Below are 13,126 nucleotides of genomic sequence, written 5' to 3'. Positions count from 1 at the left end.
CTCCCTGCTCACACGATCGGGTCGTGGACGGTGACGAGTTTGGTGCCGTCGGGGAACGTGGCCTCCACCTGGACGTCGTGGACCATCTCCGGGATGCCCGCCATCACGTCGTCACGGGTGAGCAGCTTGCGTCCGGATGCCATGAGCTCGGCGACCGTTCGGCCGTCACGGGCGCCTTCCAGGATGTGCGACGTAATGAGCGCGACGGCCTCGGGGTGGTTGAGCTTCAGCCCCCGGGCCCGGCGTTTCTCGGCCACGTCGGCGGCCACATGGATCAGCAGCCTCTCTTGCTCGTGCGGGGTCAGTTGCAATGTCCCACCTCACAGTCCTCGCTTCGGACCCGGCGGGGCCCGGCTGCCGCGGCCATGGGGCAGGGCCCCTGACGGTGTGGAGGGGCACGTTAGTTGGATCGGGTTTCCACGACGTTAACCGAGCTGCGATCCCGCCCGGCCCACGGGCACCCGTCCCCGTACGGCCGTCCACGCCCGTGGAGGGCGCTCCGGCGTCTTTGCGGCCGTCGGGTCCTGGAGCCGATCCCGGCCGTCCCGGGAGCCGCACTCACATCGAACGGGGGTGCGAGAGACGGACCGTATACCGCACGACGGCCGTCGGCGCGACATGGGGCCGCACCGCCGACCGCACCCACCCCGCCCCGGCGGCTTGCGCGGGCACCGGATGCCGGCACCCTGGCGCCCTCACCGGTACGCCGTCAGGACGCGCTGTGCCCCCGGTGCTCGGCGGCGATACCGAAGCGATGCCGCTCGCGCGGGGCCGAGGAGACCTCACGGACGCTGGAGACCGAGGTGATCACCTGCTCCTCCTCGGCGTCCAGTGCGGCGAGCCGCTCCAGGTCGGCGGCGGAGACCAGGGCGACGAGAGGCTTGCCGTGCCGCGTCACGACGACACGCTCGCCGCCGTACACCACACGGTTGATCAGATCGGCGAGTTCAGCCCTGGCTTGCGTCACCGAAATCTCGTAGGCCATGTGGTCCAGCTTAGACGGAGGCGCTGACCGGCCCCTCCCGACGGAAGATCCCGTTCTGCCCCGAGGGGGACACCTGCCCGGAGCCCCGTCCGGCTGCAGGCATGAAAAGCCCGGCGGCCCGCCCCCGGATCCCGCGGCGGCGCCGTTTCGCTCTCAGCATGCTTTCCTCCCTCGGCCACGTACGTCCTGTACATTTTTTACAGAAGCGATCCCGAGGAGGCGCGTGCCATGAACCGACCGACCGCCCGCTCAGTCCTGCCCGAGTTCACCGAACGCACCGGCTATGGGCAGCGGACCCTCGATCCGTACGCAAAGCTGCTGGACGAGCGGATCGTGTTCCTGGGGGCGCCGGTCGACGACATCTCGGCCAGCGACGTGATGGCGCAGTTCATGCACCTCGAGTACCTGGACCCGGACCGGGACATCTCGCTGTACATCAACTCGCCCGGCGGCTCGTTCAGTGCGATGACCGCCGTCTACGACACGATGCAGTACGTCAGTTGTGACGTGGAGACCGTCTGCCTCGGCCAGGCCGCGTCCGCGGCGGCGGTTCTGCTCGCGGGAGGCACGCCCGGCAAGCGGTTCGCACTGCCGGGTGCGCGGATCCTGATCCACCAGCCGTCCCTGCCCGAGCCTGTCCAGGGTCAGGCCACCGATCTGGCCATCCAGGCCGCAGAGTTGACGCGTACCCGCAATCAACTGGAGGACATGCTCGTACGGCACACCGGCCAAAGCCCCGAGCGCATCGCGGCGGACATCGAGCGGGACAAGATCTTCGACGCGCCGGCGGCCGTGGAGTACGGACTGGTCGACGGCATCATCGCGAGCCGCAAGGCGTCCCGCACCGCGCCCGGCGCGAGGTGAGCGGCCGATGCTGCCCCCCGAAATTCCCCCATTGCCCGCACTCACCCGTGCCGAAGCCGAGTTGATCGACCGTTACCTCGATGTGGTCGATCTCCTCGGCCGCATCAACCCGGTGCACTCCGGTGACACCTACCGCGGTCTGCGGGCCGCCCAGGCCCTGGTGAGCAAGGCGTCGGCACTGCGGGAGGCACTGGCACTCATGCACCAGAGAGGGGAGAACGAGTTGCACGGCCCCACTCTCACCCGGGCGCTGCGGGTTCTGGACGGTGAACGCCGCGCCGCCCGCATCGCGGTGCCGCCCGGCGCGGACTGACGGAACGTGACCGTCGCGCAGTCGAGGGTGAGTTGCGGCGGTGGGGGCCGCCGCGCGGCGCTCTGGGGGACACCGACCGTCCAAGCGCGGTTCAAACGAACCAAATGGTGTACCCCTGGTTGGAGTAGGAGCGCCTCCTTCGGAGAGCCCGTGAAGATGGGCAACGCGCGTGACCTCAGGGCGGCATGAGACGCTCCGGTGCAGGTCGGGGCCTCACTCGTCCCCCCAACGGCTGCCGGTCGCGCGGCTGTCCAGCCGAACGAGTGAGTGGTGAGTAAACCCACAAACCCCCGATTTCGTTGTGATTTTCCGACGCCTGTACGTGAAGATCCCTTCCTGACGACAAGCCCCCGCCACCCGCGGCGGGGCGGTCCGGGCGGACGCCGAGTCCTGCCGCCGCCCGGACGACCGGTCGACAGGAGTGGATCGGCAGGAGTGGAGGACCCGGCAAGGCGGGCCGTCCGAGAGAGATCCGGACGGTCCTTGGGGTGAAGCCGCGTGAGCGGCCGGGCTACTTCGCCAGCCCGAATCCGACAGGTCATCCTTCACAGGCGGCTGACGAAGGGTTGCGCATGACTGCGCTCAATCGTGTCCCGTCGCTGTTGACCCGGGCCGGCACCGCCTCGGCCCTCACCCTCGCCGCCGTCGGCGGCAGCATCACCGTCCCCGGTCTCAGCACCGACGCGGCCGCCGCTTCCCTGGCGACGAAGGCTCTCCAGGTCGCGGCGGCGAAGAGGGGCGCCCCGTACCAGTACGGCGCCACCGGGCCACGTCGCTTCGACTGCTCGGGGCTCACGCTGTACGCGTTCAAGAAGGCGGGCAAGAAGCTGCCCCGCACGGCCGCGGCACAGTACAACAGGACGCACCACATCTCCGCCTCCCGGCGCAGGGCCGGAGACCTGGTGTTCTTCCACTCGGGTCGGAACGTCTACCACGTCGGCATCTACGCCGGGAAGGGAAGGATCTGGCATTCACCGAAGACCGGTGACGTCGTGAGGCTCCAGAAGCTCTGGACGAAGCGCGTCTGGTACGGCCGGGTCGGCTGACCCGTCCGGTGGGGTGGCGGCGCGACACGCCGCCACCCCACCCGCGCGTGAGACGGTCCGGAGCGGTTACTCGTTGACCATGGCCGACCGATCCCCTCACGACGAACGGAACGAGACGCCGCTGGAGCGCGCCGATCGGAACTTCGCCGAGCTGCTGCAGGAACTGCGCGTCATCCAGACGGGCGTGCAGATCCTCTTCGCCTTCCTGCTCACCCTGGCCTTCACCCAGCGCTTCCCGTCCCTCGACACCGCCCAGCGCACCACATACGTCTGCACCCTCCTGCTGTCCATGCTGGCCGCGGCGCTGTTCATGGCACCCGCCGCGCTGCACCGCACACTGTTCCAGCAGCACGCCAAGCAGGCCATCGTGCGGATCTCGTCCCGTCTGGCCGCAGCGGGACTGGTGGTCCTCACGCTCGCGTTCACCGGGTCGGTGCTGCTGGTGGTGGATGTGTCCCTCGGCCGCGCCGCCGGTGTCGCGGCCGCCGCGGGCACCTTCGTGGTCTGCGCCGGGCTGTGGCGGATCCTGCCCCGGCTGGTCCAGCGGGCCGTCGTCAGATCAGCAACGGCTCCAGAACGAGCAGCAGACCCAGAGCGGCCAGAGCACTCCCGGTGACCGCCTCCGACACTCGTGCCGTGCGCGGGCTGCGCAGCCACCTGCCGAGCCCGTCGACCAGTGATCAGCATGGCGCCGCGGCACCCGGCCAGGCGGGGCGTGGAGGCCGCCCTCGCCGCTGCCGGGGCCACGCCCTCGGTGGTGGTGGAGACACCGGGATACGCCGTGGTGTGCGCCCTGGTCAGTGCGGGACTCGGGGTGGCGGTGGTGCCGGAGATGGCGGCCAGGACCGCGGCGACACCGGTGGGGTCGCGTCACCTGGAACCGGGCTCCCTGCGCCGTACGATCTCGGTCGCCTACCGCACCGAGGAGGCGGCACCCGTGGCCGACGCCTTCCGGGCGCTTATGCGCGGCGCCTTCGGCCGCGCGGCCCGGCATGTCTGAGGAGGCGCCGCGCCGGGCCCTGCGGTCCGGTCCGGGCAAGGCCCACCGCCGCTTCAAGGTTCCTGCTGGCCGACGGCCGTGACCGACTGCACCGGTGCGGCCCACGGCAGTTCGATCGCCACCGTCTTGCCTCCCTCGCGGGTGGGCCGCACGGTCAGTCTGCCGCCGTGCTCCGCGGTCAGCCAGCGGATGATCACCATGCCGCGGCCGTTGTCCTGCTGCACGGCCGCGGGCAGTCGCTTGGGGAAGCGCGGATGGCTGTCGGTGACCCCGATGCGCAGTAATTCGTCCCGGTCGAGCATGATGTCGACCGTGAACGTGGGGGACTGACCGAGGGTGTGCTGCACCGCGTTGGTGGCGAGTTCGGAGACGATCAGGCGTACGGTGTCGGCGACTTCGGTGTCGCTCGGCAATCCCCATTCGGCGAGGACGTTCGAAACATATTGTCGGGCGGCGGAGACCGAGGCGGGATCGCTCGGCAGAGTGACGGATGCTTCCTGACGGTCTGCCATGGCGACGTCGTCCCTTTCCCTCGGGACCGGAGTCCGACACGGAGCGGTTGGTTCAGTAACGGTCCCGGACTTGGTGCTGCGCGCCACACTGCCATCACCAGGGCCCCATCGGGTGCGATCCCTCGAGATATGCATATATCTGTCGCCCGAAGCGGTGAACTCTCCGACGACCGACCGTATTTGGGTGTGTGTCGGGCGCATCCTCTACCGTCGCCGTGAAAACCGCGCGCCATGCGGAGGGAGTCGGCCCATGCAGTACGGACCAGCGGTGCGTCGTCGCAAACTCGGTACCGAATTACGGGCCCTGCGGACCGGGGCGGGGCTCACGAGTGGTGAGGCCGCGTCTCTCGTCGGCTGGCACCAGTCGAAGGTGAGCCGGATCGAGACCGGTTCCAGCGGTGTGAAACCGACCGACGTGCGTCTGCTGCTGGACGCGTACGGCGCCGAGGACCCCGAGCTGCGCGAACTGCTGCTCGTACTGGCCGGCTCCGAGGACGGCGGCGGGCGGCAGAACTGGTGGCACGCGTACCGCGGAGTGCTGCCGCCGACCTACCGCGACTTCATCAGCCTGGAGTCGCAGGCGAGCGGGATGCGCACGCTGGAGACCTCCGTGGTGCCGGGGCTGCTGCAGACGCCCGAGTACGCGCGCGCCGTCACCCGGGCCGCCGTGGGCGCGCTTCAGGATGCCGAACTGGACACCCTGGTGGAGGTGCGGCTGGCCCGCCAGGACGTACTGCGCGCGGATCCCCCGCTCGAGCTGTCCGCCGTGCTGGACGAGGCGGTGCTGCGCCGGGTGGTCGGGGGGCCGCAGGTGATGGCGCACCAGTTGCGGCGGCTCCGGGACGCGGCCCGACTGCCGCAGGTGCGGCTGCAGGTCCTGCCGTTCGCCGCCGGCGCACACATCGGCGTCACCGGTCCTTTCGTAATCTTCTCATTTCCGAGCAGATCTGATCTGGATGTCGTCGTTCTCGACCACTTGACGAGTAGCCTCTACCTCGAGCGGAAAGAAGACCTCCAGGCCTACAGCGAGGCCTTCGACGCCCTTCAGATCCACGCCCTTTCACCCGAGGAATCGTTGGATTACATCGCCGCGTTGGCCGGCGAAGCATAAGGAGGCACCATGTCAGCACTGCCTCGGCACATCGACGCCAGTACCTCCCTGCACGGCGTGCGATGGCTGCGCAGCAGCCGGAGTACGGGAATGAACAACTGCGTGGAGACCGCGCGGCCGACCGCCGGGCGCTGGACCGGACTTGTGGCCGTGCGCGACTCGAAGAACGTGACCGGCCCCGCCCTGCTGTTCACCCCCGACGCCTGGGAGGAGTTTCTGACCGGACTGAGCTGATCACCTTCGAAGCAACTCGGTCATATATCAGCCAACTTTCCGCTGATTTCCGAGTCACTTCCGTAGCGACTACTCCCTCACGACTGCGTACGACTCCCGGCGCACCACCCGTACGACACGCGACGCACGGCCGTTTCGCCGACTCACGGCCGCGTCTCGCCGATCACACGTACGGCGCGTCCGACCTGCTCATCGGTGAGGTCGGCGCGAGCGGTCAGTCGCAGCCGTGAAATCCCGTCGGGCACCGACGGTGGGCGGAAACAACCGACGGCGAGCCCCGCCGAGCGGCAGTCCGCCGCCCACCGTAGGGCCAGTTCGGGCGAGGGCGCCCGCACGGAGACCACGGCGGCGTCCGGCCGCACCGCCTCATGGCCCTCGGCCGTGAGGCGTGCGTACAGCGCCGCCGCCACCGCGCGGGCCCGTTGTGCACGCTCGGGCTCGCGGCGCAGCAGGCGCAGCGCCGCGAGCGCCGCGCCCGCCGCGGCCGGGGCGAGTCCGGTGTCGAAGATGAACGTCCGGGCCACGTTGACCAGATGGTCGATCACCCGCGCGGGCCCCAGGACGGCGCCGCCCTGGCTGCCCAGCGACTTCGACAGGGTCACGGTCACCACCACGTCGGGTGCGCCCGCGAGGCCCGCCGCGTGCGCGGCACCCCGCCCGCCGGCACCGAGCACCCCGAGTCCATGCGCGTCGTCGAGGATCAAACCGGCATCGAACTCACGGCAGACAGACGCCAGTTCGGCCAGGGGAGCCGCGTCGCCGTCGACCGAGAAAACGGTGTCGGAGACCGCGACGGCGGGACCGCGGTGGGTGTCGAGTGCCTTGCGGGTCGCCTGGGGATCGGCGTGCGCGACGACCTGGGTGGTGCCCCGCGCGAGCCGGCACCCGTCGATGAGCGAGGCATGGTTGCCCGCGTCGGAGACGATCAGGGAACCGTGCGGCGCGAGTGCGGTGACCGCCGCGAGGTTGGCGGCATATCCGGAGGAGAAGACAAGGGCCGACTCGAAACCGCAGAACTCCGCGAGCTCGCGCTCCAGATCGCCGTGCAGCTCGGTGGTTCCGGTGACGAGCCGGGAGCCGGTCGAGCCGCCGCCCCACACCCGGGCCGCCTCCGCCGCCGCCCCGGTGGTCTCCGAGTGGCGTGCCAGACCCAGATAGTCGTTGCTCGCCAGGTCGAGGAGCGGGGAGTCGGCGGCGCGGGGGCGCAGCGTGCGCACGAGTCCCGCCCGACGGCGTGCCCGGGCCTGCTCGTCGATCCAGCCGAACGCCATGGGTCCTCCGGGTCTTTTGTAGGCAGTGCACAGACACTAGCGGGACGACCAGCCGCCCAGGGTGTGGCAATACCCACACGTCGAACGGAGTCTGTTGTGCGAAGTCTCCTTGGCCCGGACCCCTCGGGTAGGACAGGATCGGCTTCCATGGACCTGCTGAACACGCTGGTGGACAAGGGGTTGCGGCGCGAGACGCCGACCCGCGAGGAGGCTCTGGCCGTCCTCGCCACTTCCGACGACGACGTGCTCGATGTGGTGGCCGCGGCCGGCAAGGTGCGCCGTCACTGGTTCGGCCGGCGGGTGAAACTCAACTATCTCGTCAACCTCAAGTCCGGCCTGTGCCCCGAGGACTGCTCCTACTGTTCCCAGCGGCTCGGATCGCAGGCCGGGATCCTCAAGTACACCTGGCTCAAGCCGGACGAGGCCTCCCGGGCCGCGGCGGCCGGTGTCGCGGGCGGGGCCAAACGGGTGTGCCTGGTGGCGAGCGGCCGCGGGCCCACCGACCGGGACGTGGACCGGGTCTCCGACACCATCAGGACCATCAAGGAGCAGAACGAGGGCGTCGAGGTGTGCGCCTGCCTCGGCCTGCTCTCCGACGGCCAGGCCGAACGGCTGCGCTCGGCCGGCGCCGACGCCTACAACCACAACCTCAACACGTCCGAGGCGACGTACGGGGACATCACCACCACCCACACCTACGCCGACCGTGTCGACACGGTCAACAAGGCGCACTCCGCCGGCCTGTCGGCCTGCTCGGGGCTGATCGCCGGTATGGGCGAGAGCGACGAGGACCTGGTCGACGTGGTTTTCGCGCTGCGGGAACTGGACCCCGACTCCGTTCCGGTGAACTTCCTGATCCCCTTCGAGGGCACCCCGCTCGCCAACGAGTGGAACCTCACCCCGCAGCGGTGTCTGCGGATCCTCGCGATGGTGCGGTTCGTGTGCCCCGATGTGGAGGTGCGTATCGCGGGCGGGCGCGAGGTCCATCTCCGTACACTCCAGCCGCTCGCCCTGCACCTGGCCAACTCCGTCTTCCTGGGCGACTACCTGACCAGCGAGGGCCAGGCGGGCCGGGCCGATCTGGAGATGATCGCGGACGCCGGGTTCGAGGTGGAGGGCACGGACCGGCTGACGCTGCCCGAGCATCGTCTGCCCGGTGGCTGCGGGTCCCACCACGGCGCCGGATGCGGAGCCCACGAAGGCGCGGGGTGCGAAGCCCACGAGGACGGTGTCGCCGGTGCTTCCGACTCCGCGCCGCAGGCCGGTGAGCCCCGCACCGATCTCGTCGCCGTCCGCCGCCGCGGCGCCGGAACGGATCTCGCGCCCAATGCCTGACCTGTCCGTGGACGAGCTGCTGGCGATCGACCGGCAGCACGTCTGGCACCCGTACGGTCCCATGCCCGGCCGGCAGGAGCCGCTCGTCGTGGAGTCGGCGAGCGGAGTGCGCCTGCGTCTGGCCGACGGCTCCGGCGAACTGGTCGACGGCATGTCGTCGTGGTGGTCGGCCATCCACGGCTACAGCCACCCGGTGCTGAACGAGGCCGTGCGCGAACAGCTGACGCGGATGAGCCATGTGATGTTCGGCGGGCTCACCCATGAGCCCGCCGTCCGGCTGGCGAAGCTCCTTGTCGACATGTCGCCCGATGGTCTCGAGCACGTCTTCCTCGCGGACTCCGGATCCGTCTCGGTCGAGGTCGCGGTCAAGATGTGCCTGCAGTACTGGCGTTCGCTCGGCCGCCCCGCCAAACAGCGGTTGATGACCTGGCGGGGCGGCTACCACGGCGACACCTGGCACCCGATGTCCGTGTGCGACCCCGAGGGCGGGATGCACGAGCTGTGGCGGGGCGTCCTGCCACGGCAGGTCTTCACCGAGGCACCGCCGGCCGCCTACGACGAGTCCTACGCCGACCTGTTGCGCGACACGATCGCCCGTCACGCCGACGAACTGGCCGCGGTGATCGTCGAGCCCGTGGTGCAGGGCGCCGGCGGCATGCGGTTCCACTCCCCCGCCTATCTGCGGGTGCTGCGCGAGGCGTGCGACGCGCACGACGTCCTGCTGGTGTTCGACGAGATCGCCACCGGGTTCGGCCGTACGGGCGCGCTGTTCGCCGCGGACCACGCGGCGGTGACCCCGGACGTGATGTGCGTGGGCAAGGCCCTGACCGGCGGCTACCTGACCCTGGCGGCGACGCTGTGCACCCCGCGGGTGGCCGACGGGATCTCCCGGGGAGAGGTGCCGGTGCTCGCGCACGGGCCCACCTTCATGGGAAACCCGTTGGCGGCCGCGGTGGCCTGTGCCTCGATCGAACTGCTGCTCGGCCAGGACTGGCACGCGGAGGTCAAACGGATCGAGACGGGTCTCACGGAGGGGCTCGCGGAGGCCGCGGCGGTGCCGGGCGTGCGTGACGTGCGGATCCTCGGCGCCATCGGGGTCGTACAGCTCGACCACGAGGTGGACATGGCGGCCGCCACCCGGGCGGCGGTGCGGGAGGGCGTCTGGCTGCGCCCGTTCCGCGACCTCGTCTACACGATGCCGCCCTATGTCACGGGGGACGCGGACGTGGCACGGATCGCGCGCGGGATGTGCGCGGCGGCACGGGAGGGCTGAGATGTCGGTTCTGGTGATCACGGGGACCGGCACCGAGGTCGGCAAGACCGTGACGACGGCTGCCGTGGCCGCGGCAGCCGTCGCCGCGGGACGGTCGGTGGCCGTCCTCAAGCCCGCACAGACGGGGGTACGACCCGACGAACGCGGAGACGCCGACGAGGTGGCCCGGCTCGCCGGCGCCGTGACGACCCGGGAACTGGCGCGCTATCCGGAGCCGTTGGCCCCGGCCACCGCGGCACGACGGGCGGGCATGCGGGCCGTGCGGCCGCACGACGTGGCCGAGGCGGCCTCCGAACTGGCCGCCGGACACGACCTCGTGCTCGTCGAGGGGGCCGGCGGACTGCTGGTGCGGTTCGACGACGAGGGCGGAACCCTGGCGGACGCGGCCCGGCTGCTGGCCGCACCGGTGCTCGTGGTCGCTGCGGCGGGCCTCGGCACACTGAACTCCACCGAGCTGACGGCACGTGAACTGCGTCAGCGGGGCCTCGAGCTGGCGGGCGTGGTCATCGGCAGCTGGCCCGTCGCGGCCGATCTCGCCTCACGGTGCAATCTCGCGGACCTGCCGGTGGTCACGGAGTCACCCCTGCTCGGTGCGCTGCCCGCCGGAGCGGGGGCGCATCCGCCGGCCGGTTTCCGCGCCGAGGCACCGGGGTGGCTGGCACCTCGGCTGGGCGGGACATGGGACGCGGGCGCGTTCACCTCGGAGTTCGCGTCATAGCGGGGCCGGCGTTCATGTCGCGCCACCAGGTGGCGGGCGCGATGCGGCACCGGTTCGCCCTTCGCCGCTGGAACGGGCGGGCGTGTGCCCCGTGTGTCCGGGGGAGAATCCCGGTATCGCCCGCCCTCCGGGAGGCCCGTCATGCCGCCTCGCCCAGCCCAGGACATCGTTCACCACCCGCTGTTCGCACGCTTCTACGCCCGCTGCAGCGTGGCCGCCGAACGCACCGTCGGCCCGCACCGGGACGAACTCCTCGCCGGTCTGTCGGGGCGGGTGATCGAGATCGGCGCGGGCAACGGTCTGAACTTCGCGCACTACCCGCGCACCGTGGCCGAGGTGGTCGCCATCGAACCGGAGCGTGCGCTGAGGCAGTTGGCGACCACCGCCGCCCTGCGCGCCGACGTGCCGGTGGACGTGGTGCCCGGCGCCGCGGAAGCCCTGCCGGTCAAGAGCGAGGCCTTCGACGCCGCCGTCGCCTCGCTGGTGCTGTGCAGCGTGCGGGACCTCGCGCGTGCGCTGACCGAGATACGACGGGTGCTTCGTCCGGGTGGGGAGCTGCGGTTCTTCGAACACGGCCGGGGCGGCGGGCGCATGATGACGGTGGTCCAGCGGACGCTGGACCGCACCGTGTGGCCGCGGCTCTTCGGCAACTGCCACGTCGGCCGGGACCCGATCGCCGCGATCAGGTCGGCCGGCTTCGAACCGGGCCCCTACCGCTGGGTGCTGGTTCCGGAGAAGGGGCTCCGGCTGCCTTCCTCGTACTGCGTCCTGGGCACGGCACGGCGGCCCGGCGCCGAGGAGTAGTCAAAGGCTCCACTGGCGCAGTTCCCGCGCGATGTCGTGCACCGACGCCTCACCGCCCTTGACCAGCCGGGCGAGGTCGCGCACCTGTTCCGCAGAGGTGACGACCTTGACGCCGCTGGCCGCCAGATAGCCATAGGCGACGGCGGAGGCGAACAGTGCGTTGGACCGCTCCAGCGCCGGGACATGCAGCAGGAGTTGGAGGAGGGCGGCGGCACGCGCGTAGGGGCTGTCGTAGACCGGGACGCCGAATATCTCCGCGTCGTGCCGGCTCACCGCGGCGACCAGCGCGCCCCAGTCGGTGACCTGCGGGTCGCCGGGTGTCTTCTGTTCTGCGACCATCAGCAGCCAGGCGAGGTCGATGGAGAGGTCGTTCAACGGTTCAGTGACGACCTTCGCTCCGGTGCGCGCCCGAACTCTCGCCCTGCGCGGCGCCGAACTCCTCCGCGAAGACCGACTCGTACTGCTTCATGAAGTCGGCGGCGGCCTCGACGAACGTATGACCGGCTTCTCCGGTGTCCTGCCGGACCAGCTCTTCTATGTACCGGTTGACGCTCATGCCGCGCTCCAGGGCACGCTCACGGGCGGCTCGGGCGGTGTCCTCGTCCACCCGCACGTTCAGCTGGGTCTTCGCCATACCTCGACGCTAGCGCGACTGTGCTAGCACCGGCAAGGGGGCGGCGGGTCTCCACCGCAGGGTGGAAGGTGTCCCTTACACCGGCCTCAGGGGCACGACCTTCGGTGGAGAGGCGTCTGGACTTCGGGGGGATACCGGGTGTGCGCCGCATCACACTACGCTCTGCGGATAGGGAGACCGGAACGTGGGGACGTCCACCAACGAGGAGGCGGTCTTGTCCACTGCTGCTGCCGAGCACGCCCGGGGCCGCTCGGAGGCGGACGGCACCGCCGCTCGCGCCCGGGGCCTGACGAAGGCGTACGGTTCGGGCGAGACGACGGTGCTCGCCCTCGACGCGGTCGACGTGGACATCGCACGCGGCCGCTTCACCGCCGTCATGGGGCCCTCGGGATCGGGGAAGTCCACGCTGATGCACTGCCTGGCCGGGCTCGACACCGTCTCGGCCGGACAGGTGTGGCTGGGCGACACCGAGATCACCGGGCTCAAGGACCGCGAGCTGACACGGCTGCGCCGGGACCGGATCGGATTCATGTTCCAGTCGTTCAATCTGATCCCGACCCTGAACGCGGCCGAGAACATCACGCTCCCCATGGACATCGCGGGTCAGAAGCCCGACGCGAAGTGGCTGGACCAGGTGATCGACACACTGGGGCTGCGGGACCGACTGAAACACCGCCCGGCACAGCTGTCGGGCGGGCAGCAGCAGCGTGTCGCCTGCGCAAGGGCACTCGCCTCACGCCCCGAACTGATCTTCGCGGACGAGCCGACGGGCAACCTCGACTCCCGAGCCGGGCTGGAGGTGCTCGGCTTTCTTCGGGAGGCGGTGGACGCACTGGGGCAGACCGTCGTCATGGTCACGCACGACCCCGGTGCGGCCGCCCACTCCGACCTCGTGCTCTTCCTGGCGGACGGGCGGATCGTGGACGAGATGGAGCGGCCCACGGCGGAGGCGGTGCTCGAACGGATGAAGCGGTTCGACACGATCCGGGCGGCCTTCGGCGACGCGTCCGGCCCCGGGGACTGAGT

Annotated in this window: 17 protein-coding genes, 1 pseudogene and 1 riboswitch; of the genes and pseudogenes, 12 read left to right on the top strand and 6 right to left on the bottom strand. The window is 70.6% G+C overall.

Annotated features, from left to right (window positions below; genetic code table 11):
- Positions 1-8: 8 nt before the first annotated feature.
- Together ADL25_RS06720 and ADL25_RS06715 are read right to left on the bottom strand one after the other, a co-directional pair.
- Entirely contained in the window at positions 9-311 is a 303-nt protein-coding gene (locus tag ADL25_RS06720) for an urease subunit gamma (protein ID WP_059126710.1), read from the bottom strand.
- A gap of 398 nt (positions 312-709) precedes the next feature.
- Entirely contained in the window at positions 710-985 is a 276-nt protein-coding gene (locus tag ADL25_RS06715; protein WP_059126709.1) for a type II toxin-antitoxin system Phd/YefM family antitoxin, read from the bottom strand.
- A 228-nt stretch (positions 986-1,213) separates the two neighbouring features.
- On the opposite strand from ADL25_RS06715, the gene ADL25_RS06710 reads away from it, so the two are divergent.
- From ADL25_RS06710 to ADL25_RS06690, 5 genes and pseudogenes are all read left to right on the top strand, one after another.
- Positions 1,214-1,849 carry an ATP-dependent Clp protease proteolytic subunit gene (locus ADL25_RS06710; RefSeq protein WP_059126708.1) on the top strand — a complete coding sequence of 212 codons (636 nt, stop codon included), beginning with the start codon at positions 1,214-1,216 and terminating at the stop codon, positions 1,847-1,849.
- A gap of 7 nt (positions 1,850-1,856) precedes the next feature.
- On the top strand, positions 1,857-2,162 hold the full coding sequence (locus ADL25_RS06705; RefSeq protein ID WP_059126707.1) for a hypothetical protein: 306 nt from the start codon (positions 1,857-1,859) through the stop codon (positions 2,160-2,162).
- 371 nt (positions 2,163-2,533) lie between these two features.
- Positions 2,534-2,731, top strand: a riboswitch (cyclic di-AMP (ydaO/yuaA leader).
- A gap of 3 nt (positions 2,732-2,734) precedes the next feature.
- On the top strand, positions 2,735-3,208 hold the full coding sequence (locus ADL25_RS06700) for a C40 family peptidase (protein ID WP_059126706.1): 474 nt from the start codon (positions 2,735-2,737) through the stop codon (positions 3,206-3,208).
- Positions 3,209-3,287: 79 nt separating this feature from the next.
- On the top strand, positions 3,288-3,824 hold the full coding sequence (locus tag ADL25_RS06695; protein ID WP_059126705.1) for a DUF6328 family protein: 537 nt from the start codon (positions 3,288-3,290) through the stop codon (positions 3,822-3,824).
- 48 nt (positions 3,825-3,872) lie between these two features.
- Positions 3,873-4,208 (top strand): annotated as a pseudogene (locus ADL25_RS06690) (LysR family transcriptional regulator substrate-binding protein); the annotation flags it as partial.
- Between the two features lie 53 nt (positions 4,209-4,261).
- Here the strand turns inward: ADL25_RS06690 and ADL25_RS06685 are convergent.
- The gene (locus ADL25_RS06685) at positions 4,262-4,720 is read right to left on the bottom strand and encodes an ATP-binding protein (protein WP_059126704.1); all 459 of its coding nucleotides are present in this window, start codon (positions 4,718-4,720) and stop codon (positions 4,262-4,264) included.
- Positions 4,721-4,970: 250 nt separating this feature from the next.
- On the opposite strand from ADL25_RS06685, the gene ADL25_RS06680 reads away from it, so the two are divergent.
- Entirely contained in the window at positions 4,971-5,831 is an 861-nt protein-coding gene (locus ADL25_RS06680) for a helix-turn-helix domain-containing protein (protein WP_059126703.1), read from the top strand.
- Positions 5,832-5,840: 9 nt separating this feature from the next.
- Complete coding sequence (locus tag ADL25_RS06675) at positions 5,841-6,065, top strand: DUF397 domain-containing protein (RefSeq protein ID WP_059126702.1); 225 nt, start codon at positions 5,841-5,843, stop codon at positions 6,063-6,065.
- A gap of 143 nt (positions 6,066-6,208) precedes the next feature.
- Here the strand turns inward: ADL25_RS06675 and ADL25_RS06670 are convergent, their stop codons facing one another.
- The gene (locus ADL25_RS06670) at positions 6,209-7,336 is read right to left on the bottom strand and encodes an 8-amino-7-oxononanoate synthase (protein WP_059126701.1); all 1,128 of its coding nucleotides are present in this window, start codon (positions 7,334-7,336) and stop codon (positions 6,209-6,211) included.
- 147 nt (positions 7,337-7,483) lie between these two features.
- On the opposite strand from ADL25_RS06670, the gene bioB reads away from it, so the two are divergent.
- The 4 genes from bioB to ADL25_RS06650 all read left to right on the top strand — a co-directional run bounded on the left by bioB (position 7,484) and on the right by ADL25_RS06650 (position 11,466).
- Positions 7,484-8,671: a biotin synthase BioB gene (bioB, locus tag ADL25_RS06665; protein ID WP_059126700.1), complete on the top strand. Its 1,188-nt coding sequence runs from the start codon at positions 7,484-7,486 to the stop codon at positions 8,669-8,671.
- A complete protein-coding gene (locus ADL25_RS06660; protein ID WP_059126699.1) occupies positions 8,664-9,944 on the top strand; it encodes an adenosylmethionine--8-amino-7-oxononanoate transaminase in 1,281 nt (426 codons plus the stop codon). Before bioB ends, ADL25_RS06660 begins: the two co-directional genes overlap by 8 nt.
- A gap of 1 nt (position 9,945) precedes the next feature.
- Positions 9,946-10,662 (top strand): dethiobiotin synthase, encoded by a 717-nt coding sequence (gene bioD, locus ADL25_RS06655; RefSeq protein WP_059126698.1) that lies wholly within the window; start codon positions 9,946-9,948, stop codon positions 10,660-10,662.
- Positions 10,663-10,803: 141 nt separating this feature from the next.
- Positions 10,804-11,466, top strand: a complete 663-nt coding sequence (locus ADL25_RS06650) for a class I SAM-dependent methyltransferase (protein ID WP_059126697.1) — start codon at positions 10,804-10,806, stop codon at positions 11,464-11,466.
- Here ADL25_RS06650 and ADL25_RS06645 read toward each other — a convergent pair whose 3' ends face one another.
- A complete protein-coding gene (locus ADL25_RS06645; RefSeq protein ID WP_059126696.1) occupies positions 11,467-11,841 on the bottom strand; it encodes a hypothetical protein in 375 nt (124 codons plus the stop codon).
- A gap of 4 nt (positions 11,842-11,845) precedes the next feature.
- Positions 11,846-12,100 (bottom strand): toxin-antitoxin system HicB family antitoxin, encoded by a 255-nt coding sequence (locus tag ADL25_RS06640; RefSeq protein WP_059126695.1) that lies wholly within the window; start codon positions 12,098-12,100, stop codon positions 11,846-11,848.
- Between the two features lie 214 nt (positions 12,101-12,314).
- Between ADL25_RS06640 and ADL25_RS06635 the strand changes: the two genes are divergently transcribed.
- Entirely contained in the window at positions 12,315-13,124 is an 810-nt protein-coding gene (locus ADL25_RS06635; protein WP_059126864.1) for an ABC transporter ATP-binding protein, read from the top strand.
- Positions 13,125-13,126 lie beyond the last annotated feature (2 nt).

It is taken from the genome of Streptomyces sp. NRRL F-5122, from assembly GCF_001507435.1.
Classification (GTDB): Bacteria; Actinomycetota; Actinomycetes; order Streptomycetales; family Streptomycetaceae; genus Streptomyces; species Streptomyces lannensis.
The sequence above is the reverse complement of the archived record's forward strand: the minus strand, read 5'-3'. Positions and strand labels throughout refer to the sequence as shown.

Excerpts from the sequence above, each read along its gene's own strand:
- bioD (WP_059126698.1), top strand. The coding sequence starts at position 9,946 with ATGTCGGTTCTGGTGATCACGGGGACCGGCACCGAGGTCGGCAAGACC.
- bioB (WP_059126700.1), top strand. The coding sequence starts at position 7,484 with ATGGACCTGCTGAACACGCTGGTGGACAAGGGGTTGCGGCGCGAGACG.
- ADL25_RS06715 (WP_059126709.1), bottom strand. The coding sequence starts at position 985 with ATGGCCTACGAGATTTCGGTGACGCAAGCCAGGGCTGAACTCGCCGAT.
- ADL25_RS06705 (WP_059126707.1), top strand. The coding sequence starts at position 1,857 with ATGCTGCCCCCCGAAATTCCCCCATTGCCCGCACTCACCCGTGCCGAA.
- ADL25_RS06660 (WP_059126699.1), top strand. The coding sequence starts at position 8,664 with ATGCCTGACCTGTCCGTGGACGAGCTGCTGGCGATCGACCGGCAGCAC.
- ADL25_RS06700 (WP_059126706.1), top strand. The coding sequence starts at position 2,735 with ATGACTGCGCTCAATCGTGTCCCGTCGCTGTTGACCCGGGCCGGCACC.
- ADL25_RS06670 (WP_059126701.1), bottom strand. The coding sequence starts at position 7,336 with ATGGCGTTCGGCTGGATCGACGAGCAGGCCCGGGCACGCCGTCGGGCG.
- ADL25_RS06675 (WP_059126702.1), top strand. The coding sequence starts at position 5,841 with ATGTCAGCACTGCCTCGGCACATCGACGCCAGTACCTCCCTGCACGGC.
- ADL25_RS06650 (WP_059126697.1), top strand. The coding sequence starts at position 10,804 with ATGCCGCCTCGCCCAGCCCAGGACATCGTTCACCACCCGCTGTTCGCA.
- ADL25_RS06640 (WP_059126695.1), bottom strand. The coding sequence starts at position 12,100 with ATGGCGAAGACCCAGCTGAACGTGCGGGTGGACGAGGACACCGCCCGA.
- ADL25_RS06710 (WP_059126708.1), top strand. The coding sequence starts at position 1,214 with ATGAACCGACCGACCGCCCGCTCAGTCCTGCCCGAGTTCACCGAACGC.
- ADL25_RS06695 (WP_059126705.1), top strand. The coding sequence starts at position 3,288 with ATGGCCGACCGATCCCCTCACGACGAACGGAACGAGACGCCGCTGGAG.
- ADL25_RS06685 (WP_059126704.1), bottom strand. The coding sequence starts at position 4,720 with ATGGCAGACCGTCAGGAAGCATCCGTCACTCTGCCGAGCGATCCCGCC.
- ADL25_RS06680 (WP_059126703.1), top strand. The coding sequence starts at position 4,971 with ATGCAGTACGGACCAGCGGTGCGTCGTCGCAAACTCGGTACCGAATTA.